This is a genomic window from Paraburkholderia sp. BR13439 (genome assembly GCF_040948805.1).
Taxonomy (GTDB): Bacteria; Pseudomonadota; Gammaproteobacteria; order Burkholderiales; family Burkholderiaceae; genus Paraburkholderia; species Paraburkholderia youngii.
The window spans coordinates 592,947-616,646 of sequence record NZ_JBFPKN010000001.1; the positions used below are offsets into that span (position 1 = coordinate 592,947).

Genomic DNA, 23,700 nt, shown 5'->3' on the forward strand with positions numbered 1-23,700 from the left:
GTTGGCTTAGTGGCCGGAATCGGACGCGGCGATTGCGCCTCTTACATTGCCGAACAATTGCATAAACCGGGTGACATTGTTGTATTTCATGCCGCTGGCAGTCATCACCGACATGCCGCGCTGAAGTTTAACTGGCTTTTCAGTCTCGATCACATCGTCGTTGACGAGGACCCTGAAATGCTCGGAATCAGCCTGCATCTGCGGATCGCCGCCGCCGGGCGCGCGCAGGATGCGGGCGTTCTGGTACAGATTGACGATCGACGCATCCGCGTTGACCGTGCCGGTATCGCCGGTCGCCGTGACGATCGGCTTGCCGGGCTGGAACGCGCGCATCGCCGGTTTGACGAGGTCGCTCATTTCGTCGTCCTCGTAATGGATCAGCGACTGCGCGGTCAGCCGGTACTGCGTCGCGCCCGACTGGTCGAGCTCGGACACCGAGAAGTTGTCCGCGAAGTAGTCCGGCGTGTGCTCTTTCGGGCGCACCTCGTTGTCGGTCTTGCGCGGCAACGTGGCTTGCAGCAGCCACCACGTGATGCCGGCGAGCGCCGCCATCGCGATGAGCGGGATCAGCGAAGTCAGGCGAAACTGGTTCATCCCACGAGGCCCCGTTGCTCGCCGCTGCACGCCGCCGCAAGCAGTGCTTCATATTTGTGCTGCGCGCGCAGCAGCGTATCGACCACTTCGCGTGCCGCGCCGTGGCCGCCGCGCGCCTCGCTGACCCAATGCGCACGCGCGATCACTTCGGGATGCGAATTGGCCGGCGCAGCCGCGAAGCCGACGCGCAGCATTACCGCGAGATCGACCCAGTCGTCGCCCATGTAGCCGCACTCCTCGGCGGTGAGGCCGGTTTGCCGCAGCAGGTCGGCGAACGCCTGCGGCTTGTCCTGCACGCCCTGGTAGACGTGCGTGATGTTCAATTCTTTCACCCGCGCCGCCACGATGCCGGACTGGCGCCCGGTGATGATGGCCGTTTCGATGCCGGCCTGGCGCAGCAGCTTCATGCCGTGGCCGTCCATCGAGTTGAAGCCTTTCATCGTGTCGCCTTCCGCCGTGAACAGCAGGCCGCCGTCGGTCAGTACGCCGTCGACGTCGAAAATCATCAGCTTCACGCGGCTTGCGCGTTCGGTAGCGGTAGGAGGAGCAACGGCCATCAGATCACCTTCTTCGAAAACAGGTCGTGCATGTTGAGCGCGCCGATTAGCTTGCCCGATTCGTCGACGACCAGCATCTGATTGATGCGATAGCGCTCCATCAGTTCCACGGCTTCGACCGCGAGTTGATCCGGCCCGATCGTGCGTGGGCCCGCGGTCATCACCGAACCGATCGGCAACTGGCGAAAATCGCCGTCGCGTTCGAGCACTCGGCGCAGGTCGCCATCCGTGAAGATGCCCGTCACACGGCCTTCGTGGTCGACGACCGAGGTCATGCCCATGCGCTTTGCGGTCAGTTGGAAGAGGGCATCGCTGACGGTCGCCTCGGGTGTGACCTGCGGCAACTGGTCGCCGGTGCGCATGACGTCGCGCACATAGGTAAGCAGGCGTCGGCCGAGCGCGCCGCCCGGATGCGAGCGCGCGAAGTCGTCGCGGCCGAAGCCACGCGCGTCGAGCACCGCGACTGCCAGCGCGTCGCCGAGCGCGAGCGCGGCGGTGGTGCTGGCGGTGGGCGCGAGATTCATCGGACAGGCTTCCTTCGCGACGCCGGAATTCAGATGCACGTCCGCGAGTTGCGCGAGGCTGGAGCCGGGGCGGCCCGTCATCGCGATCAGCTTCGCGCCGATCCGCTTGATGAGCGGCAGGATTGCCATCAACTCTTCGGTTTCGCCAGAATTGGACAGCGCGAGGAAGACGTCGTCGGCGGTGACCATGCCGAGGTCGCCGTGACTGGCTTCCGCCGGATGCACGAAGAACGCGGGTGTGCCGGTGCTTGCCAGCGTGGCCGCAAGCTTGCGGGCTATGTGGCCGGATTTGCCGATGCCGGAGACGACCACGCGCCCACGGCAACCCAGGATGAAATCGACCGCGCCCACAAAACTGCCGTCGAGCTGGTCGCGAAGCGCGCGCACGGCGTCCGCTTCGATGTCGAGTACGTCGCGAGCAAGCGTGAGTGCCCTGTCGCCATTGATTTTCGCTATCATGCGCGGAGTATAGCAAAGGCGCCTGTTCGCCGCGCCGGGCCTGCTGTGCCGGGCCGCTGTCTTCGTCGGCCTGTCGATAGTCTCATTTGCAGCTGCTTTGCCGCTCTTTAGCAGCTTTTTGCCGGCCCAATCCATTATGTCGCACGGCGTTCTCGTGCGCGGTTCCGCTGACGAACGAGGACGCTTCACCCATGCGTTTTTGCCGATGATTTCCCCGCTCGAAATGACGCTGTTTCTGCTGCTGGCATCGGTGGCGGGCGTGGTGATCTTTCGTTTCCTGAATCTGCCGCCGATGCTCGGCTATCTGACGGTCGGCATCGTCGTTGGACCGCATGCGTTCGGGCTGATACCCGATTCGGCGGGTGCGCAGAACCTCGCGGAATTCGGCGTCGTGTTTCTGATGTTCTCGATCGGGCTGGAGTTTTCGCTGGCCAAATTGCGCACGATGCGCCGGCTCGTGTTCGGACTCGGCTTGCTGCAGGTGATCGGCACGGTCGCGGTGGCGGTGTCGCTCGGCTTCGTGCTGGAGCGCTGGGTGCATATCACGTGGCAGGCGTGCGTCGCGCTGGGCGGCGCGCTGGCGATGTCGTCGACGGCGATCGTCAGCAAGATGCTGGCGGAGCGGCTCGAGATCGAAACCGAGCACGGCCGCAATATCTTCGGCGTGCTGCTGTTCCAGGATCTCGCGGTGGTGCCGCTTTTGATCATCATTTCGGCGCTCGGCGGCCGCTCGGAGAATCTGGCCAGCGCGCTCGGCATCGCGGCGATCAAAATCGTCGTGGCCCTCGCGCTGCTGCTGATCGTCGGCCAGCGCTTCATGACGCGCTGGTTCAACGTGGTCGCGCGGCGCCGCTCGCAGGAGCTGTTCATCCTCAATCTGCTGCTGGTGACGCTCGGCGCCGCGTTCATCACCGACAAATTCGGACTGTCGCTCGCGCTCGGCGCGTTCATTGCCGGCATGCTGATCGCCGAGACGCCGTACCGGCATCAGGTGGAAGAGGACATCAAGCCGTTTCGCGACGTGCTGCTCGGGCTCTTCTTCGTGACTACCGGCATGCTGCTCAATCCGCGCGTGATCTGGGAGCATCCGCTCGTCGTGCTGGCGTTTTTCATCGGCCCGGTGCTGCTGAAGATGGTCATGATTACCGGCCTCGCGCGGCTTTTCGGCGCGACGCCGGGCGTCGCGATGCGCACCGGTATCGGTCTCGCGCAGGCGGGCGAGTTCGGCTTCGTGCTGCTGAACCTGATTCTCGACCGGCATCTGGTCGACGCGACGCTGTTGCAGACGATTCTCGCCGCGATGCTGCTGTCGATGCTCGCCGCGCCGTTCATGATCCAGAACGCGGACCGCGTCGTGCTGCGGCTGTCGTCGACCGAATGGATGATGCAGTCGTTGCAGATGACACGCATCGCGACCCAGAGCCTGAAGCAGAGCGGCCACGTGATCATCTGCGGCTATGGGCGCGCCGGGCAGAACCTCGCGCGCATGCTCGAGCATGAAGGGCTCTCGTATGTCGCGCTCGACCTCGATCCCGACCGCGTCGCGGCGGCCGCGGCGGCCGGTGAATCGGTCGTGTTCGGCGACGCGGGGCGGCGCGAGTCGCTGCTGGCCGCGGGCCTGCATCGCGCGGCCGCGATCGCGATCACCTACGCGAACACGCCGTCGGCACTGCGCGTGCTGCACAACATTCACGAGATGGAGCCGACGCTGCCGGTCATCGTGCGTACCGTCGACGACGCCGATCTGGAGAAACTGCTCGCCGCCGGGGCGACCGAGGTGATTCCGGAGATCGTCGAGGGCAGCCTGATGCTCGCGTCGCACACGCTCGTCGTGATGGGCGTGCCGATGCGCCGCGTGGTGCGGCGCGTCGAGGAGATGCGCGACGAACGCTACTCGCTGTTGCGTGGCTATTTCCACGGCGCCGACGACATCGACGACGACGACGGCCACGAGCAGGTGCGGCTACAATCGGTGCCGGTCGACGAGAGCTCCGACGCGGTGGGCCGTACGCTCGCCGAGGTGGGCCTGTACGAACTCGGTGTCGAAGTGACCGCGATTCGCCGGCACGGCATCCGCGGCGTCGAACCGGACCCGTCGACGAAACTGCGCGCGAGCGACATCGTGGTGCTGCGCGGTCTGCCCGAGCAACTGGCGCAGGCCGAGGAGCGGCTGTCGAAGCACCGCCGCGCCGCCGCGGCCTGAACCCGTGAACCTGGCCCGTTCTGGCGGGCGACGCAGATTCAAGCATTTCACCGGACCTGTCGAGGTCCATCCGGAGACATCATGTCCAACGCGCTCGCGAGCGCGCCGCTCGATGCGGCCGACTACATCAGAAGTCACATTCGCACGGTGGCCGACTGGCCGCAGCCGGGCGTGCAGTTCCGCGACATCACGCCGCTCTTGCGCGAGCCGAAGTCGCTGCGCGTGCTGATCGACCTGTTCGTGCAGCGCTATATCGATGCGAAGCTCGATTACATCGCCGGGCTCGATGCGCGCGGCTTCATCATCGGGCCGATCGTCGCGCACGAGCTGAGCATCGGCTTCATCCCGATTCGCAAGGCGGGCAAGCTGCCGTACAAGCGGATCTCGCAATCGTATGAACTGGAATACGGCACCGCGACTGTCGAGATTCACGAGGATGCGTGCGAGCCGGGCGATCGCGTCGTAATCATCGACGACCTGATCGCGACCGGCGGCACGATGATGGCCGGCAAGCTGCTGCTCGAGCGGCTCCGCGCGGTCGTCGTGGAAGGCGCGGCGATCGTCGATCTGCCGGACCTGGGCGGTTCGAAGCTGCTGTGCGAGGGCGGTCTTGCGCTCTATACAGTGACGAGTTTCGGCGGTCACTGAACCCGGAGGCCGTTACGGCGTGCGCCGTGACGGTCGGGTTTCTCGCCGTACCAGCAGTTAAAGTCGCACAGGCTCCGTTGGCCGCACAAGGCCAACCGGGTTCAACGACATGGCTCACCGCCAGGGCTCACCAGCCGCCCAACCCAGAAGACCACCACGATGCCCAATTTCCTGCTGTTTCTCGCCACTTCGATTGCGATCACCGTGGCGCCCGGCCCGGACAATCTGCAGGTGCTCGCGCGCGGCATCTCACAGGGCCGCGCGGCCGGCCTCGTCGCCGCGCTCGGCTTTGCCGCCGGCATCACGTTTCATACGACGCTCGCGGCGCTCGGCGTCGCCGCGCTGCTGCGGTCGTCGCCGCTCGCGTTCGAAGCGATGAAGCTCGCCGGCGCCGCGTATCTGGTGTGGATCGGTATCAAGGCGCTGCGCAGTCAGGGGCTCGCGACCGCGCACGAGCGTGCGCCGCAGCCGCTTTCGGCTGTCTTTCGCCAGAGCGTGCTCGGCAATCTGATGAATCCGAAGGTCACGCTGTTCTTCGTCGTGTTTCTGCCGCAGTTCGTGCAGCCCGGCGGCGCGCAGAGCGTGACCGTACAGATGCTCGAGCTCGGCGCGCTGTTCATGCTGCAGACCGTCGTAGTGTTTTCGCTGTTCGGCGTGTGCGCGGGGATCATCGGCAGCTGGCTCAGACGGCGGCCGCGTGTCGGCCTGTGGCTCGATCGCGTGGCCGGCGCGACGTTCATCGCGATCGGGATTCGCGTCGCACTGCGCGACTGACGCGCGTCACGCAACCCGTCCGCTTCCGCTTTGCCAGGTTCGCCACGACGGCGGACAGTTTGGAGTTTTCGATGACTTTGCCTTGCATCACCGCCGCGCGCCGCTTCGACGCGACCGCGCATCGGCCGTTTCTGATCTGCGCCGAACAGGTCGGCTGGATTCGCGAGCGCGACGTGCCGCTGCTCGCGCGCTGGCCCGACGTGTTCGAGATCGCGAACGACGGCGTGACGCTCTCCGCCACCTTCGATACCGTCCATCTGCGCAGCGCGGCGCTCGCTTCCGTGATCGGCGCGCTCGCCGCCGATGGGCGCATCCCCGGCTGGCGCAACGAGACCTACGCGATCCGCAATGCGTTCGACGCGCCGCCGCTCGCGTATATCGAGCGCGCGGCATCGCGCTTCTTCGGCACGATGACGTACGCGGTGCATCTGAACGGCGTCGTAGAATATGCGGATGGCGGAGCGCCATCTGGCGGTGCGCCCCGCGGCGCGCCGCAATTGTGGATCGCGCGCCGCAGCGACACGAAGGCCACCGACCCCGGCATGCTCGACAATGTCGTCGCGGGCGGGATCGGCTGGGGCTTCGGTATCGCCGAAACGATCGTCAAGGAGTGCTGGGAAGAAGCGGGCATTCCAGCGGAGATCGCGGCGGGCGCGGTCGCGGGCCGCACCGCGCACGTGCTGCAATCGCTGCCGGAAGGCACACAGGCCGAGCAGATCTTCATCTACGACCTCGCGCTGCCCGCCGACTTCGCGCCGCGCAACCAGGACGGCGAAGTGGGCGAACACCGGCTCGCGCGCATCGATGAAGTCGCGCGCTGGATCGAGGAAGGCGCGCTAACCGTCGACGCCAGCCTCGCGACGCTCGATTGCCTGCTGCGCCGCCGCTGGATCGACGAGGACGCGTGCGAGGGCATCGACGCTCTGTTCGCGCCGCCGCCGCGGGGCTAACCGAGGCTCATCGGTCAGGCCCGCCCCGCAGCCAGTACCACTGAAACAAACCACGCATTGAAGAAGGGAGTCACCGAGGTCATGTCGACCGATCACAGCTTTATCCTCAAACTGTCGTGCGCCGACCGGCCCGGCATCGTTCACGCCGTGTCAGGCTTTCTGTTCGAGCGCGGCAGCAATATTCTCGACTCCGCGCAGTTCGGCGACAGCCGCACCGGCGAGTTCTTCATGCGCGTGCATTTTCAACAGGTGGGCGGCGATCCTGGGCTCGACGCGCTGCGCGCGTCGTTCGTGGCACTCGCCGAGCAGTTCGGCATGAGCTGGGAGCTGCACGACGCGAACGTGAAGCCGCGCGTCGTGATCATGGTGTCGAAGATCGGCCATTGCCTGAACGATCTGCTGTTTCGCTACCGCACCGGTCAGCTGAACATCGACATCCCGGCGATCATCTCCAACCACAAGGAGTTCTACCAGCTCGCCGCGAGTTACGACATCCCGTTCCATCACTTCCCGCTGCTCGGCGGCACGCCCGAAGCGAAAAACGCGCAGGAAGCGCGCGTGCTCGAAGTGATCAGCGAGCATCAGGCCGACCTCGTGGTGCTCGCGCGCTACATGCAGATTCTGTCGCCGAAGCTGTGCGAGGCGCTCGCCGGACGCGCGATCAACATCCATCACTCGTTCCTGCCGAGCTTCAAGGGCGCGAAGCCTTACTACCAGGCGTTCGACCGCGGCGTGAAGCTGATCGGCGCGACGGCTCACTATGTGACGACCGATCTCGACGAAGGTCCGATCATCGAGCAGGAAGTCGAGCGTGTGGACCACAGCATGACACCGGAACAACTGACGGCGATCGGTCGCGACGTCGAGTGCGTGACGCTCGCGCGTGCGGTGAAGTGGCACGTCGAGCATCGTGTCGTGCTGAACGGCAGCAAGACGGTGGTGTTCCGCTAAAAATTGCACCGCTAACACCGCGCCGGTCCAGGCCGGCGCGGTCCTTTCCCCGCTTGCGTTACGAACGCGCTGCCGCGCCGCCCGTGCTTTTCCCGAGATTCGCGTTTTGCGCGAAACGGCGTCGCGCGCTCAGCTTCCTGAGCCAGATCAGCAGGCCCGTGACGCTCAGCACGGCCACCGCTACCCCCACCGCGCTGATCAGAACCCGCCCGCCGAGTCCGAGAATGCGCCCCGAGTGCAGCGGATACTGCATCTGCAGGAAGATATCGCCGGCCGTGCCCTGACCGGGAATCCGCGTGGCGAGCCGCTGGCCGGTGGCGGCGTCCCAATACATCCACGGGTTGCCGAGGCCGGCGTCGCCGTGGTCGTTGCCGGCCGTGTAGAAGCCGACGCCATACGCATGCATGAATTCGGCGTAGTAGAGCCCGCCCGGTGGCGCGGCGACATGCATTTCCTTGCCTGCTTGCCCGGCGAGTTCGACGATGCGCTCGCGGCTCAGCATCTGATCGCCCGGTTGCGGTGCGCGCAGGATTTCGGGGTTGCTGAACGGATCGGGCGTCAATGTCGACAGTCGCAACACGATCGGCCGCACCACCTGCGACGACAGATTCATCGAAATCGACGTCAGCGAGACGGTCGCCAGCAGGCCCCAGATCCATACGCCTCCGGAGCGGTGCAGATCGAACGTCAGCGCATAGCCGCCGCGTTTCAGGCGGAACGCGAACGACTTGCGCCAGGCCTTCAGGCTCGGAAACGACAGGCACAGTGCAATCACGCTATCGAACAGCCAGACGATCCCGACGGTCCCCATCAACCACGTGCCGATGTCAACGCCGCCGGTGAACGGCAGCTGCAGCGTGTAGTGCAGCGTGTAGATGAACGGAATCAGGTTGAGCCGCGCGAGCGACACGGCGCCCCATTCGCGGCGTCCCTGGATCTCGCCGGTGACGGGATCGACGGCGATCTGGTTGAAGTCGAGCGGATAGGGCTGCTTCGTCGCCGGGTCAGTGCGCGGCAGCACCATCATTTGCAGCGCGTGACCCGGTTCGACCTCGAGCGGCAGATAGGTCACCCGAAGACGCGGATCGGCGGCTTCGACGCGATTCGCCAGTTCGAGGCCGGGCAGCGTCGGCCCAGCCGTGCGAGCCAGGAAGAACGACGGGTTCAGCGCGGCATCCAGCTCGTGGTCCCACGCGATGATCGCACCGGTAAGTCCCGCGACGAACAGAAACAGTGCAGTCGCGACCCCGAACCAGCGGTGCAGGCGGACAAGCTGGCGTCTCATGCGCGAGCCAGGCGGAATCGCGGGCGGGAAATCAGCTGAAACGTCACGATGCGGACTGAGCGTAAATAGGAATTGTTCGCATCTTAGGGGTCGGCGCGTTCGGCTGCAAGTTTTCTGTCAGCAGAAGGCGACGGTGCCGCGTCGCGGGAAGCAAAAAAAAAAGCGGCGCCGAAGTGCCGCCTTCGCTTCCGTCGCCTGCGTGGACTGCCGGGCGTGCAGGCCGATGAGCGCTAGTGAGCGCTGACTTTGAAGCCCAACCCGGCCCCGCTCACACCAACCGCAAATAAATCAGCTCACGCTTGATGTACGCATAAAAAATCGGCGCCGCAATGACCCCGGCGATACCGAACGCTGCTTCCATCACCAGCATCGCGATCAGCAGTTCCCATGCGCGCGCCTCGATTTGCCCGCCGACGATCCGCGCGTTCAGGAAATACTCGAGCTTGTGAATCAGGATCAGGAACACGAGCGACATGATCGCCGCCGGAAAACTCACCGACAGCGCGACCGCGACGATGATCGTGTTCGAGATCAGATTGCCGATCACCGGCAGGAGACCCACGATGAACGTGACGAGCACGAGCGTTTTTGACAGCGGCAGCCGGTCGTGGAAGGTCGGCAGGATCACGAGCAGGAAGATCGCCGTGAATACCGCGTTGAGCGCGGAAATCTTCACCTGCGCGAACACGATGCGGCGAAACGCTTCGGCAAAACGCGTGACGCGCGTGACAAACGCCGTGGACAGCGGCAGCCGCTGCATATGCTTCTGCGCGCCGACCGCGATGATCGCGCCGATGATCATGCCGATCAGCACGTGAGTGAACGCGCGCGCGGCGGTCGTGCCGCTTTGCTGCAGCATGTTCGCGTGCGTGTGCATCAATTCCGCGGCCTTCGTCTTCATCTGCTCGGTGTCGACCGGCAGATAGTTCGCGACGAATTGCGGAATCCTGCCGCGCGCCTGGTCGATCAGTTGCATGGCCTGATCGAGCAGCGCCTGCACGCTGGGCACGTCGTTCTCGAAATGCGAGATGATGCCGAGCGTGAGCCCCGTCAGCGCGCCGACGATCACCGTCGACAGGAGCACCACCGCGAGCCAGCGTGCCCGCCTGCTCGACATGTGGCGCTCGATGCGCGGCGCGATCATTTGCACGAGCTGAAACACCAGCAGCCCGGCGAGCAGCGCGCCGAGCAGCTTCAGTTCGATAACCGCCCACATGCCGAACAGCATCACGACGTAGCTGCCGATCTCGACCGCCGACAGCTTCGGCAGACTCATGTCGCTGGTCAGCCTGACCGGGCGCGGGCGCAGGTCCTGCACCCGATCTTCTTCGCGCGCCTGATTACGCTTGGTCATGGCTTATCCCGTCTCCAAACCTCGATAGTGCAGCGTTATTTTGTGCTGGCGGCGCGCTTGAGCAGCGGCGCCAGATATTGTCCGGTAAAACTGGCCTTCGACTTCGCGATCTGCTCAGGCGTGCCCTGGGCGATGATCTGCCCACCGCCGGCGCCGCCTTCGGGGCCAAGATCGATGACCCAGTCCGCAGTTTTGATTACATCGAGATTATGTTCGATGATCACGACGGTATTACCCTGGTCACGTAACCGGTGTATGACTTCCAGCAACAGCGCGATATCGTGAAAGTGCAGGCCGGTGGTCGGTTCGTCAAGAATGTATAGAGTGCGACCGGTATCGCGCTTGCTCAGTTCCAGCGATAGTTTCACACGCTGCGCCTCGCCGCCCGATAGCGTGGTCGCCGACTGACCCAGGCGGATATAGCCTAAACCCACGTCCAGTAAGGTTTTCAGCTTGCGCGCGACGACCGGCACGGCCTTGAAGAACTCGTGCGCGTGCTCGACCGTCATGTCGAGCACTTCGCTGATGTTGCTCCCTTTGTACTGGATGTCGAGTGTTTCGCGGTTGTAGCGCTTGCCGTGGCACACGTCGCACGGCACGTACACGTCGGGCAGGAAGTGCATTTCGACCTTCAGCACGCCGTCGCCCTGGCACGATTCGCAGCGCCCGCCCTTCACGTTGAACGAGAAGCGGCCCGGATCGTAGCCGCGCTCCTTGGCGGCCGGCACGCCCGCGAACAACTCGCGGATCGGCGTGAACAGGCCCGTGTAGGTTGCCGGATTCGAGCGCGGCGTGCGCCCGATCGGCGACTGGTCGACGTTGATCACCTTGTCGAAGTGCTCGAGGCCCTCGATCGACTCGTACGGCGCCGGCTCCGTGGCCGAGCCGTACAGATGATGCGCGACCGCCTGGTACAGCGTGTCGTTGATCAGCGTCGACTTGCCCGAACCGGACACGCCGGTCACGCAGGTCAGCAAACCTACCGGCAGATCGAGCGTCACGTTGTGCAGATTGTTGCCGTGCGCCTCGACGATGCGCAGATGCCGCTCGTCGGGTTCCTTGCGCTCGTCCGGGTATTCGATCGTGCGCGCGCCCGACATGTACTGGCCCGTCAGCGACGCCGCGTTCTTCTGTATCTCTTTGGGCGTGCCCTCTGCGATCACCATGCCGCCGTGTTCGCCGGCGCCCGGGCCCATGTCGACCACGTAGTCGGCCATGCGGATCATGTCCTCGTCGTGCTCGACGACGATCACCGAGTTGCCGAGATCGCGCAGATGCTTGAGCGTCGAGATCAGGCGGTCGTTGTCGCGCTGATGCAGGCCGATCGACGGTTCATCGAGCACGTACATTACGCCGGTGAGCCCCGAGCCAATTTGCGAGGCGAGGCGAATGCGCTGCGCTTCGCCGCCCGACAGCGTTTCCGCGCTGCGTTCGAGCGACAGGTAATCGAGCCCGACGTTGTTCAGGAACATCAGACGCGCGACGATTTCCTTCACGACCTTGTCGGCGATCTCGCGCTTCGAGCCCTCGAGGCGCAGCGTCTGGAAGTAGCCGAGCGCATCGCGCAACGGCCAGCCGCTGATCTCGAAGATGCCGCGCGCGTCGCTGTCGGCGCCAATGCGCACGAAGCGCGCCTCGCGACGCAACCGCGTGCCAGCGCACGCCGGGCACGGCTGGTTGTTCTGATACTTGGCGAGTTCTTCGCGTACCGCGGACGAATCGGTTTCGCGGTAGCGCCGCTCCAGATTCGGGATGATCCCTTCGAACACGTGCTCGCGCACCGACGTGCGGCCGCGCTCGTTGATGTACGAGAACGGAATCTCCTGCTTGCCCGAACCGTACAGCAGGATCTTGCGGACTTTCTCCGGCAGGTCCTCGAACGCGGTGTCGATGTCGAAGTCGTAGAACGCCGCGAGGCTCTGCAGCATCTGGAAATAGAACTGGTTGCGCCGGTCCCAGCCCTTCACCGCGCCCGCCGCGAGCGACAGCGACGGATGCGCGACCACCCGTTTCGGATCGAAGAACGTGATCTGGCCGAGGCCGTCGCATTCAGGGCACGCACCCATCGGGTTGTTGAACGAGAACAGGCGCGGCTCGAGTTCCTGCAGCGAATACGAGCAGATCGGGCAGGCGAACTTCGAGCTGAACAGATGCTCCTTGTCCGTATCCATTTCGAGCGCGATCGCGCGGCCGTCGGCGAGACGCAGCGCCGTTTCGAACGATTCGGCGAGACGCTGCTTCATGTCGGGACGCACGCGCAGACGGTCGATCACGACGTCGATTGTGTGCTTGTCGTTTTTCTTCAGCTTCGGCAGCGAGTCGACTTCGTAGATTTTCGCGGTGCCTTCGTTGGCGGTGCCGCCTCCCGAGCGCACGCGAAAGCGCACGAAGCCTTGCGCCTGCATGTCCTCGAACAGATCCGTGTGCTCGCCCTTGCGATCGCTGACGACTGGCGCGAGGATCATCACGCGCGTTTCTTCAGGCAGTGCGAGCGCCGCGTCGACCATCTGAGACACGCTTTGCGCTTCGAGCGGAATCTCGTGATCGGGGCAGTAGGGCGTGCCGACGCGCGCGAACAGCAGACGCAGATAATCGTGGATTTCGGTGACGGTGCCGACCGTCGAACGCGGATTGTGCGAGGTCGCCTTCTGTTCGATCGAGATAGCCGGCGACAACCCTTCGATCAGGTCGACGTCGGGCTTTTCCATCAGTTGCAGGAACTGCCGTGCATAGGCGGACAGACTTTCGACGTAGCGCCGCTGTCCTTCCGCATACAGCGTATCGAACGCCAGCGACGATTTGCCGGAGCCCGAAAGCCCCGTGATAACGACGAGCTTGTGACGCGGTAGGTCGAGATTGACGTTCTTCAGGTTGTGGGTGCGAGCCCCACGAATACGGATTTGTTCCACGGATTTATTCCATGAACTGCGGAAAGGGAAAGAGGCCAAACCTGCTACTATAACGACTTTTCCAGACCGCCGTTACGGCGTGCTGACAGCGGGAAAGAGGCGTAGCTGGGGCCGTTTTCCGTGAGTACAAGATGCCGCGAGCGTCGGCGGGGACGGTAGGGCACGGGCTTTGCGCATTGCGATGTCTCTTCGGCGCGGACCTGCCGATATGCCGGGGCTAGCCGCCCGCCTGTTCGTCCTGCTCCACTGTGCCGGCGGTCAAGGCTGTCCCCACGGGCTCGCCGCCCGGTTCATTCAAACAACGCTTCGATGTCCAATCCGTCCGCCATCTCCACACGCATGAGCGCGCCCGAATTGCGCGCGACCGTGTCGCTTGCCGCCATCTTCGCGCTGCGCATGCTGGGTCTCTTCATGATCATGCCGGTGTTCTCGATCTACGCGAAGACCATCCCCGGTGGCGAGAACGTGCTGCTCGTCGGCATCGCGCTCGGCGCGTACGGCGTCACGCAGTCGATGCTCTACATCTTCTACGGCTGGATCTCCGACAAGGTCGGGCGCAAGCCGGTGATCGCGACGGGCCTGCTGATCTTCGCGATCGGCAGCTTCGTCGCGGCGGGCGCGCACGACATGACGTGGATCATCGTCGGCCGGGTGATTCAGGGGATGGGGGCGGTGTCGTCGGCGGTGATCGCGTTCATCGCCGATCTGACCGCGGAGGAACATCGCACGAAGGCGATGGCGATGGTCGGCGGCAGCATCGGCGTGTCGTTCGCGGTCGCGATCGTTGGCGCGCCGATCGTGTTCCACTGGCTCGGCATGAGCGGGCTCTTCACGCTGGTCGGCGTGTTCGCGATCCTCGCGATCGGTGTGGTGCTGTGGGTCGTGCCCGATGCGCCGAAGCCGGTGCACGTGCGCGCGCCGTTCGCCGAAGTGCTGCACAACGTCGAGCTGCTGCGCTTGAATTTCGGCGTGCTCGTGCTGCACGCAACGCAAACCGCGCTGTTCCTCGTCGTGCCGCGCATTCTCGAAGCGGGCGGGCTGCCGGTCGCGTCGCACTGGAAGGTGTATCTGCCGGTAATGGGGCTGTCGTTCGTGATGATGGTGCCGGCGATCATCGCCGCCGAGAAGCGCGGCAAGATGAAGATCGTACTGTTGTCGGCGATCGCCCTTATCCTGATCGGCCAGTTGTTATTGGGCGTTGCTCCGCATACGATTCTGAGTGTGGCGGCGATCCTGTTCGTGTACTTTCTCGGCTTCAATATTCTCGAAGCGTCGCAGCCTTCGCTGGTGTCGAAGCTCGCGCCCGGTACCCGCAAGGGAGCCGCGGCCGGCGTGTACAACACCACGCAGTCGATCGGTCTTGCGCTGGGCGGGATGGTCGGCGGCTGGCTGCTGAAGATGAACGGCCAGAGCGCGGTTTTCTTCGCCTGCTCCGGGCTGGTATTTTGCTGGCTTATAATCGCCGCAAAGATGAAACAGCCGCCGCGCAAGGCATAACGCAGCGTACTCGGGGCACTTCCCGAATCATCCAGAACTCACCCGGCGGCGGGCAGAGGCGCTCTTCTGGTCTCGGGCCCGCCGGCCATGAGACGCGAACCGCGTAGTGCCGCGCCGCCTGCAACAGGAATCAACAGGAGAAATTCATGGCATCCGTGAACAAGGTCATTCTGGTCGGCAACCTCGGCGCCGATCCGGAAGTCCGCTATCTTCCGAGCGGCGACGCAGTGGCGAACATCCGCCTTGCGACGACGGACCGCTACAAGGACAAAGCGTCGGGCGAGATGAAGGAAGCCACCGAGTGGCACCGCGTCGCGTTCTTCGGCCGCCTGGCGGAAATCGTGGCGGAATATCTGAAGAAGGGCTCGTCGGTGTACCTTGAAGGGCGCATCCGCACGCGCAAGTGGCAAGCCCAGGACGGCACCGATCGTTACTCGACCGAGATCGTCGCGGAACAAATGCAAATGCTCGGCGGCCGAGGCGGCGCTTCGATGGGTGGCGGCGACGAAGGCGGTTATAGCCGTGGCGAGCCGTCGGAGCGTAGCGGCGGCGGTGGTGGTCGCGGCATGTCGTCGGGCGGCGGCTCCCGTGGCGGCAGTGGCGGTGGCGGTGGCGGCGCGAGCCGTCCGAGCGCGCCGGCTGGCGGCGGCTTCGACGAGATGGACGACGATATCCCGTTCTGATCGTTCCGGCTCAATGCCGACCCGACCAGCGTCCCGCTGATCGACACAACGAGAAAGGCCCGCTTTCTGTGAAGAAAGCGGGCCTTCTGTTTGCCGGCATTTTTTACGTTACACGCGCGCACGGAGCCTGCCTGCCCGCCGAAAGTCACCTGCTCAAATGCTCCAACGTGTCCCGCAACGGCAGACTCGAAATCACGATCGGCCCGGTGAACGGCGTATCCAGATCGACAATCACATAAACCGCCGAAGCAATCGACACCGCTCCCAGCGTGATCGTCACCAGCGCCAACGCATTGCGCGGCGCGATCAACCCGAAGCTCAGAAAGATCACGCCTAGCCAGAACGTCAGCGTCCAGAAGAACGGCTGCGAAATCGAGCTGTGCGCTTCCTCGATGATCTTCCAGCGCGCGTCGATGACGCGCCGGTACTGAATCAACGCGTCATCGAGCGCGCGCTGCTGCAACGCATCCTGCGTGCGCAGTTGTCGCAATTGCCTCCCCACCGTGGTCAGCATGTCGCCCAGACGGACGTTTTCGAGTTGCTGCGAATTGTCGGGCGAACCGAGATCGCGCGGGTAGTCGCCGCTCGGCGCGGGCTCGCGCGGCCACGTCGACGCGATCGCCGCCGCCGTGTACTGGCGCAACAGGCGCCGCGACCCGTCGGCCGCGCTGCCGAGCTCACGCAGCGTCGTGTCGAATTCGATCAGCTCGGCCGCATAGGTGCGCAGATCGTTCGACGCGGTGTCGAAACTCGATTTCGCCGATGCCGTCATCAAACCCAGCACCAGCGCTGCGAACGTCACCAGCATGCCGATCACGAGCTGCACGAGCTGTACGGTCTCGTGCGCCTTGTGCTCCTCCGGCAGCAGCGGCCGCACCCCGACGCCGAGGCCGGTGGCGATCAGCAGCAGCGCGAACACGAGTACGGCCGAACCGATTTCCGACATGGGCGCGCTCCGGGCGGGAAGGGGCTTCGACAAAAAGGCTGCAGCAATCGGGCTTCGAGACTTCATTGATGTAACGCAAGCGGGGCGAGCGATCAACCATAAAGTTTTCGACCGGTACGCCGTTGTCCTCAATGTGCTGTTTGCTTAATTTTCAGACAAGTTGCGGACCGGGCCGAACGGCGTGGGCGCAGCCTGCGTGGCCATGCAGCTATCGTCAACGATACGGAACCATCGGCCGGGCAGCCCAAGGAGACCAGTCCGATGTTGAAAAAGCTGTCGATTCGCACCAGCCTCACTCTGATGATCGTGTTCTTCGGCATCGTGCTGCTGCTCGGCGCGGCTGCGGGATTGTTGTCGCTGCGCTCGTCGAACGCGTCGCTGCAGCAAATGTATACGGTCGACACGCCCGCCGTCGCGGACCTCGAAGGCAGCTCCGGCCAGCTGCTGCGCCTGCGTCTGGCGCTTGCGACCTACGCGTCGCTCGTCGCGCTTAACGACCAGGACGGCGCGAGCGCGGTGCTCAAGCGCTTCGATCAGTACCGCAAAGCCTCCGACGAGCGGCTTGCCCACTATTTGAGCCATGCGGGCACGGATGCCGATGAGCAGCATCTGATCGCCGACATGCAGCAAAAGCGCGACGCGTTTCTGCGCGATGGCGTCGATCCGACGCTCGCCGCGCTGAAGTCGGCCGACACCAACGGCTTCCAGCAATTGCAGGCGCATAAGCTGCCGTCGCTGTACAGCGCGTACGAGAAGGCCATGCTCGCCCTCGAGCAGTTGCAGCTCGATCATGGCGCACAGCGCTATAAGGATGCGCAGGAGCTGTTCTACGCGATCTGCACCGCGGTGGCGATCGGCATTGCGCTGTCGCTGGTCGGCGGCTTGCTCGCCCGATTCGTGCTCGCGCGCGCGATCGTCGCGCCGGTCGATGCGACGATCGCGCAGTTCCAGCGCATCGCCAACGGCGACCTGAGCGGCCGGGTCGAAGTGCTCGGCGGCAACGAAATGGGTCGTCTCGCGGCCGCGCTGCGCAAGATGCAGGAGTCGCTGATCGCGACCGTCAACGCGGTTCGTCAAGGCACCGAATCGATCGATACCGGCGTCACCGAGATCGCAGCGGGCAATGCCGATCTGTCGCAACGTACTGAGGAGCAGGCCGCGGCGCTCGAAGAAACGGCCGCCAGCATCGAAGAGCTGACCTCGACGGTCAAGCAGACGGCCGACAACGCGAAGCAGGCGAGCACGCTCGCGCAGGGCGCCTCGACGCTGGCCGCGCAGGGCGGCGAGTTGACCGAGCAGGTGGTCGGCACGATGCACGGCATCGTCGACGATTCGCGGCGGATTGCCGATATCGTCGGTGTGATCGAGGGGATCGCGTTCCAGACCAACATCCTCGCGCTGAACGCCGCGGTCGAGGCGGCGCGCGCCGGCGAGCAGGGACGCGGCTTCGCGGTCGTCGCGAGCGAGGTGCGCTCGCTCGCCCAGCGCAGCGCGGCGGCGGCCAAGGAGATCAAGGGCCTGATCGATGCGTCGACCGCGCGCGTGGAGCAGGGCTCGCAGCTCGTCGAACGCTCAGGCACGACGATGAACGACATCGTCGGCGCGATCGCCCGCGTCAGTTCGATCATGAACGAGATCGCGGCGGCAGCGCTCGAACAGAGCACCGGCATCGATCAGGTCAATCGCGCGGTCGGTCAGATGGACGAGGTCACCCAGCAGAACGCGGCGCTCGTCGAGCAGGCGGCCGCGGCGGCGAGTTCGCTGGAAGATCAGGCACGACGCCTGTCGGCGGCAGTGGCGGTGTTCCAGACCGGCAGCGAGTCGCGTGGCGGTGTTGTGGCTCCGGGCACGAAGCGGGCGGGCGGTGCCAGCGCGCGGAGCCTGGATAGCGAGTTTGTGGCGGCGTGACGCGAGCCGTTGCGCTGTGTCACCGCGCACCCTCCCACTACTGCATGGCCGCGTAATACCTCGACACGGCGTCCATTTCCTCGGGTGTCATCTGCCGCGCGACATGGCGCATCTGCTCGTTGATGTCGTTGTGCCGAGCGCCCGAAGCGAACGCTTGCAACTGCGCGGTCAGATAGGCCGCCGACAGTCCGCCGAGCCACGGTGCCGCGCCTTTGCGGTCTAGCTGTCCATGACACGCCGCGCACGGCGCGATATTGCGTTGCGGATCGCCCTGCATCACGAGCCTGACAGCAATCGGATCGGGTCCTTCGCCGGCCCGGGTTTTCTCGGCCGGCGGAGCGAGCGGGAGCGACGCGTAGTAGGCGGCCAGATCGTGCAGATCCTGGTCGCTGCGTCCCGCGATAATTGCCTGCATCACCGCGCTTGGCCGCTGGCCGCTCTGAAAGTCGCGCAGTTCCTTGTAGATCGCGTCGGCGTACTGTCCGGCTAGCGGCGGCGCGGTGACCTGCACGGTAGCGAGCACGCCGTGGCACATCGAGCAGTGCTGATTCGCAAGCGTCGCGCCGCGGCCGATCGAATCCGCCAACGGGTGGTTCGTGCCCGAAGGCGGCAATACGACGACGTCGCTGGGCACCTGGCTCTTCTCGCTGCCGCTGTACCAGCTCGACGGCACGCCGGCGGCGCCGCAAATCCTGGCCCACAGGCTGAGGTCGCCGAATGCGCTGCTGGCCGAGGGCAGCCATACGAAGCCGATCAGGATCGCGACGATCGCGATCGCAACCGTGCCGCCGACGCTCCACACGAACCACGGATTGCGCAGGGTGAACAGGCGTTCTTCATTCATCGCGGCGCTCCGACGACGACTGCCGGCACCGAAGTCTGCGGCAGTCTGAGCAACTGGACGATCGGGAAGCTGTAGTTGACGACCGTGAGCCCGATCATCAGCGCGACCCACAGGCCGAAGCTGTTGAGCGCGACCGGCACGCGCTCGACCGGGTGCGCCGCGACCGCGAAGCGGAACGCCGGCGGTTCTTCCACGGGGCCGAACTGCGATTTCGCGAGGATATAGACGAACTGCAGGCCGGACACCAGCAGGATCAGGCCGCCCACCGCCGACATGACGACCCACACGCCCTGTCCCTGCACGCCGGGCATCGCGTAGTCGTAATAGGCCATGCGGCGCGGCGCGCCGAGCAGGCCGACCCAATGCCACGGTATCGTGACCACCATCATGCCGATGAACCACAGCCACAATTGCGTACGCATCAGTTTCACCGACACGATCGCGCGGCCGGTCAATTGCGGCCACAGTTCGTACGCAATCACGAAGTACATGATGACGATCGCGCCGCCGAAAATCAGGTGGAAGTGGCCGGTCACCCACTGCGTGTTGTGCACGGTCGAGTTCAGCTGATAGCTCATGTTGATGAGGCCGCCCGCGCCGCCGAAGCCGAGCATCACGAACGAGAACGCGACCGCCAGCATGATCGGGTTGCTCCACGGCAACGCGGTCAGCCAGCCGAGCGCGCCCTTGCCGCCGCGCAGCCGGCCGGCGATTTCCACCGACGCGCAGATCGTGAACACGGTCAGCAGCGTCGGCACCGACACCATGCCGGTGAACACCGCGTGCACGAACTTGAAGCCAGCGCCGACTTGCGGATCGACGAACAGGTGATGGATGCCGATCGGCATCGCGAACACGAGGAACAGGATGAACGACACACGCGCCATCGAGTCGCTGTAGAGCCGTCCGCCGATCGAGCGTGGCACCAGCGTGTAGAACGCGATGTAAGCCGGAAACAGCCAGAAATAGACGATCGCGTGCAGCGTCCACGAGAACAGCACGCGGGCGAGGCCGGCGTCGATCGTATGGGCGAAGCCTAGCGCGACCGGCAGGATCTGGAACAGGATCTCGAGCGCCGCGCCGACTGCGGTCCAGGCCCACAGGTACGCGCCCGCGACGTTCGCGAACATCGCGAGCGGCACGGGCTTGCCCGGGTTCGCATGCTTCCAGATGCGCAGGTTCACATGCATCAGCGCGACCCAGATCCACGAGCCGACCACTACGAGCACGACGCCGAGGTAGTAGAACGGACTGCCGACCATCGGCGGATAGAACGTGTAGAGCACCGAGGCGCGGCCGAGCGCGACCGGCACCATCGCCATCACCGCGCCGACCAGCAGCATGATGAGCGCGGCCCACGCCCATTTGAGGCCGACGAGGCGCTGCCCGAGCGAGAGTTCGACGATCGCGTAGCCGAAGGCCATCGCGACCAGCGTCGGCATCACGTAGGCCATCACGGTGCCGTGCGCGGTGACCGAACGGTAGTACAGCTCAGGATCGCCGACCCACGGCAACAGGGGACTGCGCACCAGCATCTGCCATGCGCCGAGGCATAGCGCGATCGCGAACGTGATGAAGGCGAGCCAGAAATGCGCGAGTACGAGTCGCTTAGCGTGGAACACAGCTCACTCTCCGTGATTGTCGTGCCTGCTCGAAGAAGGCGGCTTTATCGATCACCTTGACGTGCGCCCACATGGTCTGATGGCCGAAGCCGCAGAATTCGTGGCACGGCATCGCGTGATCGGCGGGATGGTCGAACTGCGTGTTCAGCGTCGCGACGTAGCCGGGCACGACCATCGTGTTGATGTTGGTGTCGGTGACGAGCAGGCCGTGCACGACGTCGGCGCTGGTGGTGCGGATCGTGATCGGCGTATCGGCGGGCACCAGCAGACATTGCGGCGTGAACGAGTACTGCTGCGCGACGAAGCGCACGATCACCGAGCCGTCCGGCTGCACCGCGCTGCCGAGGTTGTCTTCGGCGAATTCGCCGGATAGCTGCAGGCGCGACGGATCGATCGTCTCGACGCGCGACGGCGGCATCATCGACCAATGCACGCCCACGAACACGATCACGGCGAGCATCAGCACGATCAGCGCGACGGCGAAGATCGCCCAGCGCCGCTCGGCGCGCAATGCGACCGCGTGGCCGCTACCGGGTTGATGAGAAGAGTCGGTCGACATGGTCAGTGGATGATGCCGCGCGGCAGAAACGCGAAAAAGTAGAAGGCGAACCAGATCAGCATCACGATGACGGCGGCGACGCCGGCCAGCGCGATCGCGCCGCGCGGACCGGACGCGACGACGTGTTCGACTTCGTCGTCGGTCGGCGGAGCGGCGCTGGGCGGGTCATTCGCTTTCATGTCGATGGTTCTCCTATGCGGCGCTTCTGTGTGACCCTTTCGGGACGGCAACTCAATGCAGCGGTGCCTTGCGCAGCTCGTTGACCTCGCGGGCCGTCACCGGCAGCCCGTGATTGCCCCACGCGGTGCGGATGAACGTGACGACGGCGGCCGCTTCGGCGTCATTCAGCTCCTGGCCGAACGGCGGCATGCCGAACGGCTGCGGATTGCGTTTGGTGCCCGGCGGGAAGCCGCCGTTCAGCACGATGCGGATCGGATTGACCGCCGAGTCCATTTCGATCGACTGGTTGCCCGCGAGCGGCGGGTAGTGCGGCAGCTGTCCTTCGCCGTTGTCGCCGTGGCAGATCGCGCACTTGTCCGCATAGATCTGCTTGCCGAGCGCGAACACCTTCGGGTTCGGCGTCGCGCTCGGACCGGTCTTGCGGCCGCCCTGGTCGGGCAGCGACTTCAGATAGACGGCCATCGCGCGGATGTCTTCCTCGCTCAGATGCTGCAGGCTGTGATAGGTGACCTCGGCCATCGGGCCGTAGACTGCGCCGCGATTGGAGATGCCCGCCTGCAGCAGATCGACGATGTCCTGGATGCTCCAGTCGCCGAGGCCGCCGTCCTTGTCCGAAGTGAGCGACGGCGCGTACCAGTTCTGCACCGGAATCAGCCCGCCCGCGAACTGCTCGCGCGGCGACGAACCGCCCAGCATGTTGATGCGCGTGTGGCACATCGTGCAGTGCCCGAGCCCCTCGACCAGATACGCGCCACGATTCCATTCGACCGATTTGGTCGGGTCGGGCTTGAACTCACCCTCGTGGAAATACAGCGTGCGCCAGCCGTACAGCAGATCGCGCTGATTGAACGGGAAGCGCAGCGTGTGCGGGTGATTCGGCTGACGCACCGGCTCGACGGTCTTCAGGAACGCGAAGATCGCGTCCGAGTCCTCGCGCGTGACCTTCGTGTACTGGGCGACCGGCATTGCCGGATAGATCGGCGCGCCGTCCGGCTTGCGGCCGGTGCGCATCATCTTGAAGAACGCTTCCTCGCTCCACGTGCCGATGCCGTACTGCGGGTCCGGCGTGATGTTCGGCGAGTACAGCGTGCCGAACGGCGTTTCCATCGCGAGCCCGCCGGCGAACAGCCGGCCCCGCGGCGCGGTGTGGCACGCAATGCAGTCGCCCGCGCGCGCAAGGTATTCGCCGCGTCTGACGATCTCAGGGCGAGTGTCGGCACTGGTTCCAGCCTTGGCAGTTGCTTCCGCGCCTTGGGGCGCGGCGGTCGCGGCATGCGCCGGCGTCGTGAGCGGTCCATGGACCATTAACGCGAGCGCGAAGCTGCCGGTTGCAAGGACGCTAGCCATGCTTGCCGGGCGCAGCCAACCGGGCGGGCGGAGTGTCGGCTTCATTGCGGTTGGCTCCCGCAAGCGAGGGGCAGCCGCTCGGCGGATGCCGGTGCGGGCCGGGGATCGGCGGGACGCGGCTGGCGCGCGAGCCAGTTCGATACCGCGGCGATGTCGTTGTCGTTCAGCTTGAGCGCGATCGTGCGCATGCAGTCCGGCGCGAGCGCGTGGCGCGTGCCCGAGCGCCATGTGCCCATCTGTCCGGCGATATAGCTCGCATGCAAGCCGAGCAGGCCCGGAATGCCCGGTTGCGTGCCGGTCATGCGGGCGCCGTGACAGGCGATGCACGCCGGGATGCCGCGCGCCGGGTCGCCATGCGTCACGAGCTTTTCACCGGCGGCAAGCAGCTTCGGCGACAGGGCGGCGCGCTCGGATTCGGGATAGGGCGGCTGCAGGGCAGCGAAGTACTCGCTGATCTGACGCAGGTAGTCGTCGGGCAGGAACGCGAGCAGATAGCCCATCGGCGGATAGGTGCGGCCGCCGTCGCGAAACGCGATCAGCTGGTTGAACAGGTACTCGGCCGGCTTGCCGGCGATGCGCGGGAAGTAGTCGTTTTTGCGTCCCTGGCCCTGCTCGCCGTGACACGACGTGCAAGCGCGTATGCGCTGGTCCATCGATGGGGGCATCGCGCCGGACGCGTCGGTGGCCGCTAACGCGGCGCCGCTCCATAGCGCGTGAAGCGCGCACAGCACGAACAGGACCGCAGAGCCGATAGTTTTGCGATACACACCGGGCCTCGTTTTGGAACGTTCTTATCGCTCGATTTATATACCCGGCGCGGGTGTGCGGATTGACTCATGAATCCGGAAACGGCGCATCTCGGGACTAGCTGCTTTTAATTGACTTGCTATTAACCGCTATTCGGAA

At 65.0% G+C, this 23,700-nt stretch carries 21 protein-coding genes; 8 read left to right on the forward strand and 13 right to left on the reverse strand.

The genetic code is table 11. From position 1 onward, the window contains the following. Nucleotides 1–6: 6 nt before the first annotated feature. The 3 genes from lptC to kdsD are packed head-to-tail and all read right to left on the reverse strand — an operon-like array spanning nt 7 to nt 2,134. Complete coding sequence (lptC, locus tag AB3X96_RS02780; protein WP_152851817.1) at nt 7–594, reverse strand: LPS export ABC transporter periplasmic protein LptC; 588 nt, start codon at nt 592–594, stop codon at nt 7–9. Beyond that, on the reverse strand, nt 591–1,151 hold the full coding sequence (locus AB3X96_RS02785; protein WP_176109614.1) for an HAD family hydrolase: 561 nt from the start codon (nt 1,149–1,151) through the stop codon (nt 591–593). The genes lptC and AB3X96_RS02785 overlap by 4 nt, the downstream gene beginning before the upstream one ends. After that, nucleotides 1,151–2,134, reverse strand: coding sequence for an arabinose 5-phosphate isomerase KdsD (kdsD, locus tag AB3X96_RS02790; RefSeq protein ID WP_013088332.1), 984 nt, complete (start codon nt 2,132–2,134; stop codon nt 1,151–1,153). The genes AB3X96_RS02785 and kdsD overlap by 1 nt, the downstream gene beginning before the upstream one ends. Before the next feature lie 205 nt (nt 2,135–2,339). Between kdsD and AB3X96_RS02795 the strand changes: the two genes are divergently transcribed. From AB3X96_RS02795 to purU, 5 genes are all read left to right on the forward strand, one after another. Next, nucleotides 2,340–4,337 carry a cation:proton antiporter gene (locus tag AB3X96_RS02795; protein WP_368588666.1) on the forward strand — a complete coding sequence of 666 codons (1,998 nt, stop codon included), beginning with the start codon at nt 2,340–2,342 and terminating at the stop codon, nt 4,335–4,337. 81 nt (nt 4,338–4,418) lie between these two features. Next, nucleotides 4,419–4,985: an adenine phosphoribosyltransferase gene (locus AB3X96_RS02800; RefSeq protein ID WP_368588491.1), complete on the forward strand. Its 567-nt coding sequence runs from the start codon at nt 4,419–4,421 to the stop codon at nt 4,983–4,985. A 159-nt stretch (nt 4,986–5,144) separates the two neighbouring features. Further along, nucleotides 5,145–5,759, forward strand: coding sequence for a LysE family translocator (locus tag AB3X96_RS02805; protein ID WP_368588492.1), 615 nt, complete (start codon nt 5,145–5,147; stop codon nt 5,757–5,759). 71 nt (nt 5,760–5,830) lie between these two features. Next, nucleotides 5,831–6,709: a DUF4743 domain-containing protein gene (locus tag AB3X96_RS02810; protein WP_368588493.1), complete on the forward strand. Its 879-nt coding sequence runs from the start codon at nt 5,831–5,833 to the stop codon at nt 6,707–6,709. A gap of 81 nt (nt 6,710–6,790) precedes the next feature. Beyond that, nucleotides 6,791–7,660 carry a formyltetrahydrofolate deformylase gene (purU, locus tag AB3X96_RS02815; RefSeq protein WP_368588494.1) on the forward strand — a complete coding sequence of 290 codons (870 nt, stop codon included), beginning with the start codon at nt 6,791–6,793 and terminating at the stop codon, nt 7,658–7,660. Between the two features lie 58 nt (nt 7,661–7,718). On the opposite strand, the gene AB3X96_RS02820 is transcribed toward purU, so the two are convergent. The 3 genes from AB3X96_RS02820 to uvrA form a co-directional block, all read right to left on the reverse strand. Further along, complete coding sequence (locus AB3X96_RS02820) at nt 7,719–8,945, reverse strand: PepSY-associated TM helix domain-containing protein (RefSeq protein ID WP_368588495.1); 1,227 nt, start codon at nt 8,943–8,945, stop codon at nt 7,719–7,721. A 268-nt stretch (nt 8,946–9,213) separates the two neighbouring features. Beyond that, complete coding sequence (locus AB3X96_RS02825) at nt 9,214–10,299, reverse strand: AI-2E family transporter (RefSeq protein ID WP_176109607.1); 1,086 nt, start codon at nt 10,297–10,299, stop codon at nt 9,214–9,216. A gap of 35 nt (nt 10,300–10,334) precedes the next feature. Beyond that, nucleotides 10,335–13,208, reverse strand: a complete 2,874-nt coding sequence (gene uvrA / locus AB3X96_RS02830) for an excinuclease ABC subunit UvrA (RefSeq protein ID WP_368588496.1) — start codon at nt 13,206–13,208, stop codon at nt 10,335–10,337. 309 nt (nt 13,209–13,517) lie between these two features. Here uvrA and AB3X96_RS02835 point away from each other — a divergent pair, with 309 nt between their 5' ends. Next, nucleotides 13,518–14,705 (forward strand): MFS transporter, encoded by a 1,188-nt coding sequence (locus tag AB3X96_RS02835; protein ID WP_368588497.1) that lies wholly within the window; start codon nt 13,518–13,520, stop codon nt 14,703–14,705. Nucleotides 14,706–14,851: 146 nt separating this feature from the next. Next, nucleotides 14,852–15,388: a single-stranded DNA-binding protein gene (locus AB3X96_RS02840; protein WP_176125051.1), complete on the forward strand. Its 537-nt coding sequence runs from the start codon at nt 14,852–14,854 to the stop codon at nt 15,386–15,388. A gap of 145 nt (nt 15,389–15,533) precedes the next feature. Here AB3X96_RS02840 and AB3X96_RS02845 read toward each other — a convergent pair whose 3' ends face one another. After that, nucleotides 15,534–16,334, reverse strand: coding sequence for a hypothetical protein (locus AB3X96_RS02845; RefSeq protein ID WP_368588498.1), 801 nt, complete (start codon nt 16,332–16,334; stop codon nt 15,534–15,536). A 261-nt stretch (nt 16,335–16,595) separates the two neighbouring features. On the opposite strand from AB3X96_RS02845, the gene AB3X96_RS02850 reads away from it, so the two are divergent. Then, the gene (locus AB3X96_RS02850; protein ID WP_368588499.1) at nt 16,596–18,242 is read left to right on the forward strand and encodes a methyl-accepting chemotaxis protein; all 1,647 of its coding nucleotides are present in this window, start codon (nt 16,596–16,598) and stop codon (nt 18,240–18,242) included. Nucleotides 18,243–18,279: 37 nt separating this feature from the next. Here AB3X96_RS02850 and AB3X96_RS02855 read toward each other — a convergent pair whose 3' ends face one another. From AB3X96_RS02855 to AB3X96_RS02880, 6 genes are read right to left on the reverse strand one after another with little or no spacing between them, the layout of a single operon-like run. Beyond that, the gene (locus tag AB3X96_RS02855) at nt 18,280–19,086 is read right to left on the reverse strand and encodes a cytochrome c (RefSeq protein ID WP_368588500.1); all 807 of its coding nucleotides are present in this window, start codon (nt 19,084–19,086) and stop codon (nt 18,280–18,282) included. Beyond that, entirely contained in the window at nt 19,083–20,708 is a 1,626-nt protein-coding gene (locus AB3X96_RS02860; protein WP_368588501.1) for a b(o/a)3-type cytochrome-c oxidase subunit 1, read from the reverse strand. The genes AB3X96_RS02855 and AB3X96_RS02860 overlap by 4 nt, the downstream gene beginning before the upstream one ends. Beyond that, a complete protein-coding gene (locus AB3X96_RS02865) occupies nt 20,695–21,267 on the reverse strand; it encodes a cytochrome C oxidase subunit II (RefSeq protein ID WP_368588502.1) in 573 nt (190 codons plus the stop codon). Before AB3X96_RS02865 ends, AB3X96_RS02860 begins: the two co-directional genes overlap by 14 nt. 2 nt (nt 21,268–21,269) lie before the next feature. Continuing rightward, the gene (locus AB3X96_RS02870) at nt 21,270–21,446 is read right to left on the reverse strand and encodes a hypothetical protein (protein WP_368584449.1); all 177 of its coding nucleotides are present in this window, start codon (nt 21,444–21,446) and stop codon (nt 21,270–21,272) included. A gap of 52 nt (nt 21,447–21,498) precedes the next feature. Beyond that, nucleotides 21,499–22,839 (reverse strand): cytochrome c, encoded by a 1,341-nt coding sequence (locus AB3X96_RS02875; RefSeq protein WP_368588503.1) that lies wholly within the window; start codon nt 22,837–22,839, stop codon nt 21,499–21,501. Next, nucleotides 22,836–23,561 carry a c-type cytochrome gene (locus AB3X96_RS02880; protein WP_176368412.1) on the reverse strand — a complete coding sequence of 242 codons (726 nt, stop codon included), beginning with the start codon at nt 23,559–23,561 and terminating at the stop codon, nt 22,836–22,838. The genes AB3X96_RS02875 and AB3X96_RS02880 overlap by 4 nt, the downstream gene beginning before the upstream one ends. Between the last annotated feature and the right edge of the window lie 139 nt (nt 23,562–23,700).

What these genes read in the sequence shown, in the direction of transcription:
- lptC (WP_152851817.1), bottom strand. Translation starts at nt 594, where the DNA reads ATGAACCAGTTTCGCCTGACTTCGCTGATCCCGCTCATCGCGATGGCG.
- AB3X96_RS02785 (WP_176109614.1), bottom strand. Translation starts at nt 1,151, where the DNA reads ATGGCCGTTGCTCCTCCTACCGCTACCGAACGCGCAAGCCGCGTGAAG.
- kdsD (WP_013088332.1), bottom strand. Translation starts at nt 2,134, where the DNA reads ATGATAGCGAAAATCAATGGCGACAGGGCACTCACGCTTGCTCGCGAC.
- AB3X96_RS02795 (WP_368588666.1), top strand. Translation starts at nt 2,340, where the DNA reads ATGATTTCCCCGCTCGAAATGACGCTGTTTCTGCTGCTGGCATCGGTG.
- AB3X96_RS02800 (WP_368588491.1), top strand. Translation starts at nt 4,419, where the DNA reads ATGTCCAACGCGCTCGCGAGCGCGCCGCTCGATGCGGCCGACTACATC.
- AB3X96_RS02805 (WP_368588492.1), top strand. Translation starts at nt 5,145, where the DNA reads ATGCCCAATTTCCTGCTGTTTCTCGCCACTTCGATTGCGATCACCGTG.
- AB3X96_RS02810 (WP_368588493.1), top strand. Translation starts at nt 5,831, where the DNA reads ATGACTTTGCCTTGCATCACCGCCGCGCGCCGCTTCGACGCGACCGCG.
- purU (WP_368588494.1), top strand. Translation starts at nt 6,791, where the DNA reads ATGTCGACCGATCACAGCTTTATCCTCAAACTGTCGTGCGCCGACCGG.
- AB3X96_RS02820 (WP_368588495.1), bottom strand. Translation starts at nt 8,945, where the DNA reads ATGAGACGCCAGCTTGTCCGCCTGCACCGCTGGTTCGGGGTCGCGACT.
- AB3X96_RS02825 (WP_176109607.1), bottom strand. Translation starts at nt 10,299, where the DNA reads ATGACCAAGCGTAATCAGGCGCGCGAAGAAGATCGGGTGCAGGACCTG.
- AB3X96_RS02835 (WP_368588497.1), top strand. Translation starts at nt 13,518, where the DNA reads ATGTCCAATCCGTCCGCCATCTCCACACGCATGAGCGCGCCCGAATTG.
- AB3X96_RS02840 (WP_176125051.1), top strand. Translation starts at nt 14,852, where the DNA reads ATGGCATCCGTGAACAAGGTCATTCTGGTCGGCAACCTCGGCGCCGAT.
- AB3X96_RS02845 (WP_368588498.1), bottom strand. Translation starts at nt 16,334, where the DNA reads ATGTCGGAAATCGGTTCGGCCGTACTCGTGTTCGCGCTGCTGCTGATC.
- AB3X96_RS02850 (WP_368588499.1), top strand. Translation starts at nt 16,596, where the DNA reads ATGTTGAAAAAGCTGTCGATTCGCACCAGCCTCACTCTGATGATCGTG.
- AB3X96_RS02855 (WP_368588500.1), bottom strand. Translation starts at nt 19,086, where the DNA reads ATGAATGAAGAACGCCTGTTCACCCTGCGCAATCCGTGGTTCGTGTGG.
- AB3X96_RS02865 (WP_368588502.1), bottom strand. Translation starts at nt 21,267, where the DNA reads ATGTCGACCGACTCTTCTCATCAACCCGGTAGCGGCCACGCGGTCGCA.
- AB3X96_RS02870 (WP_368584449.1), bottom strand. Translation starts at nt 21,446, where the DNA reads ATGAAAGCGAATGACCCGCCCAGCGCCGCTCCGCCGACCGACGACGAA.
- AB3X96_RS02875 (WP_368588503.1), bottom strand. Translation starts at nt 22,839, where the DNA reads ATGAAGCCGACACTCCGCCCGCCCGGTTGGCTGCGCCCGGCAAGCATG.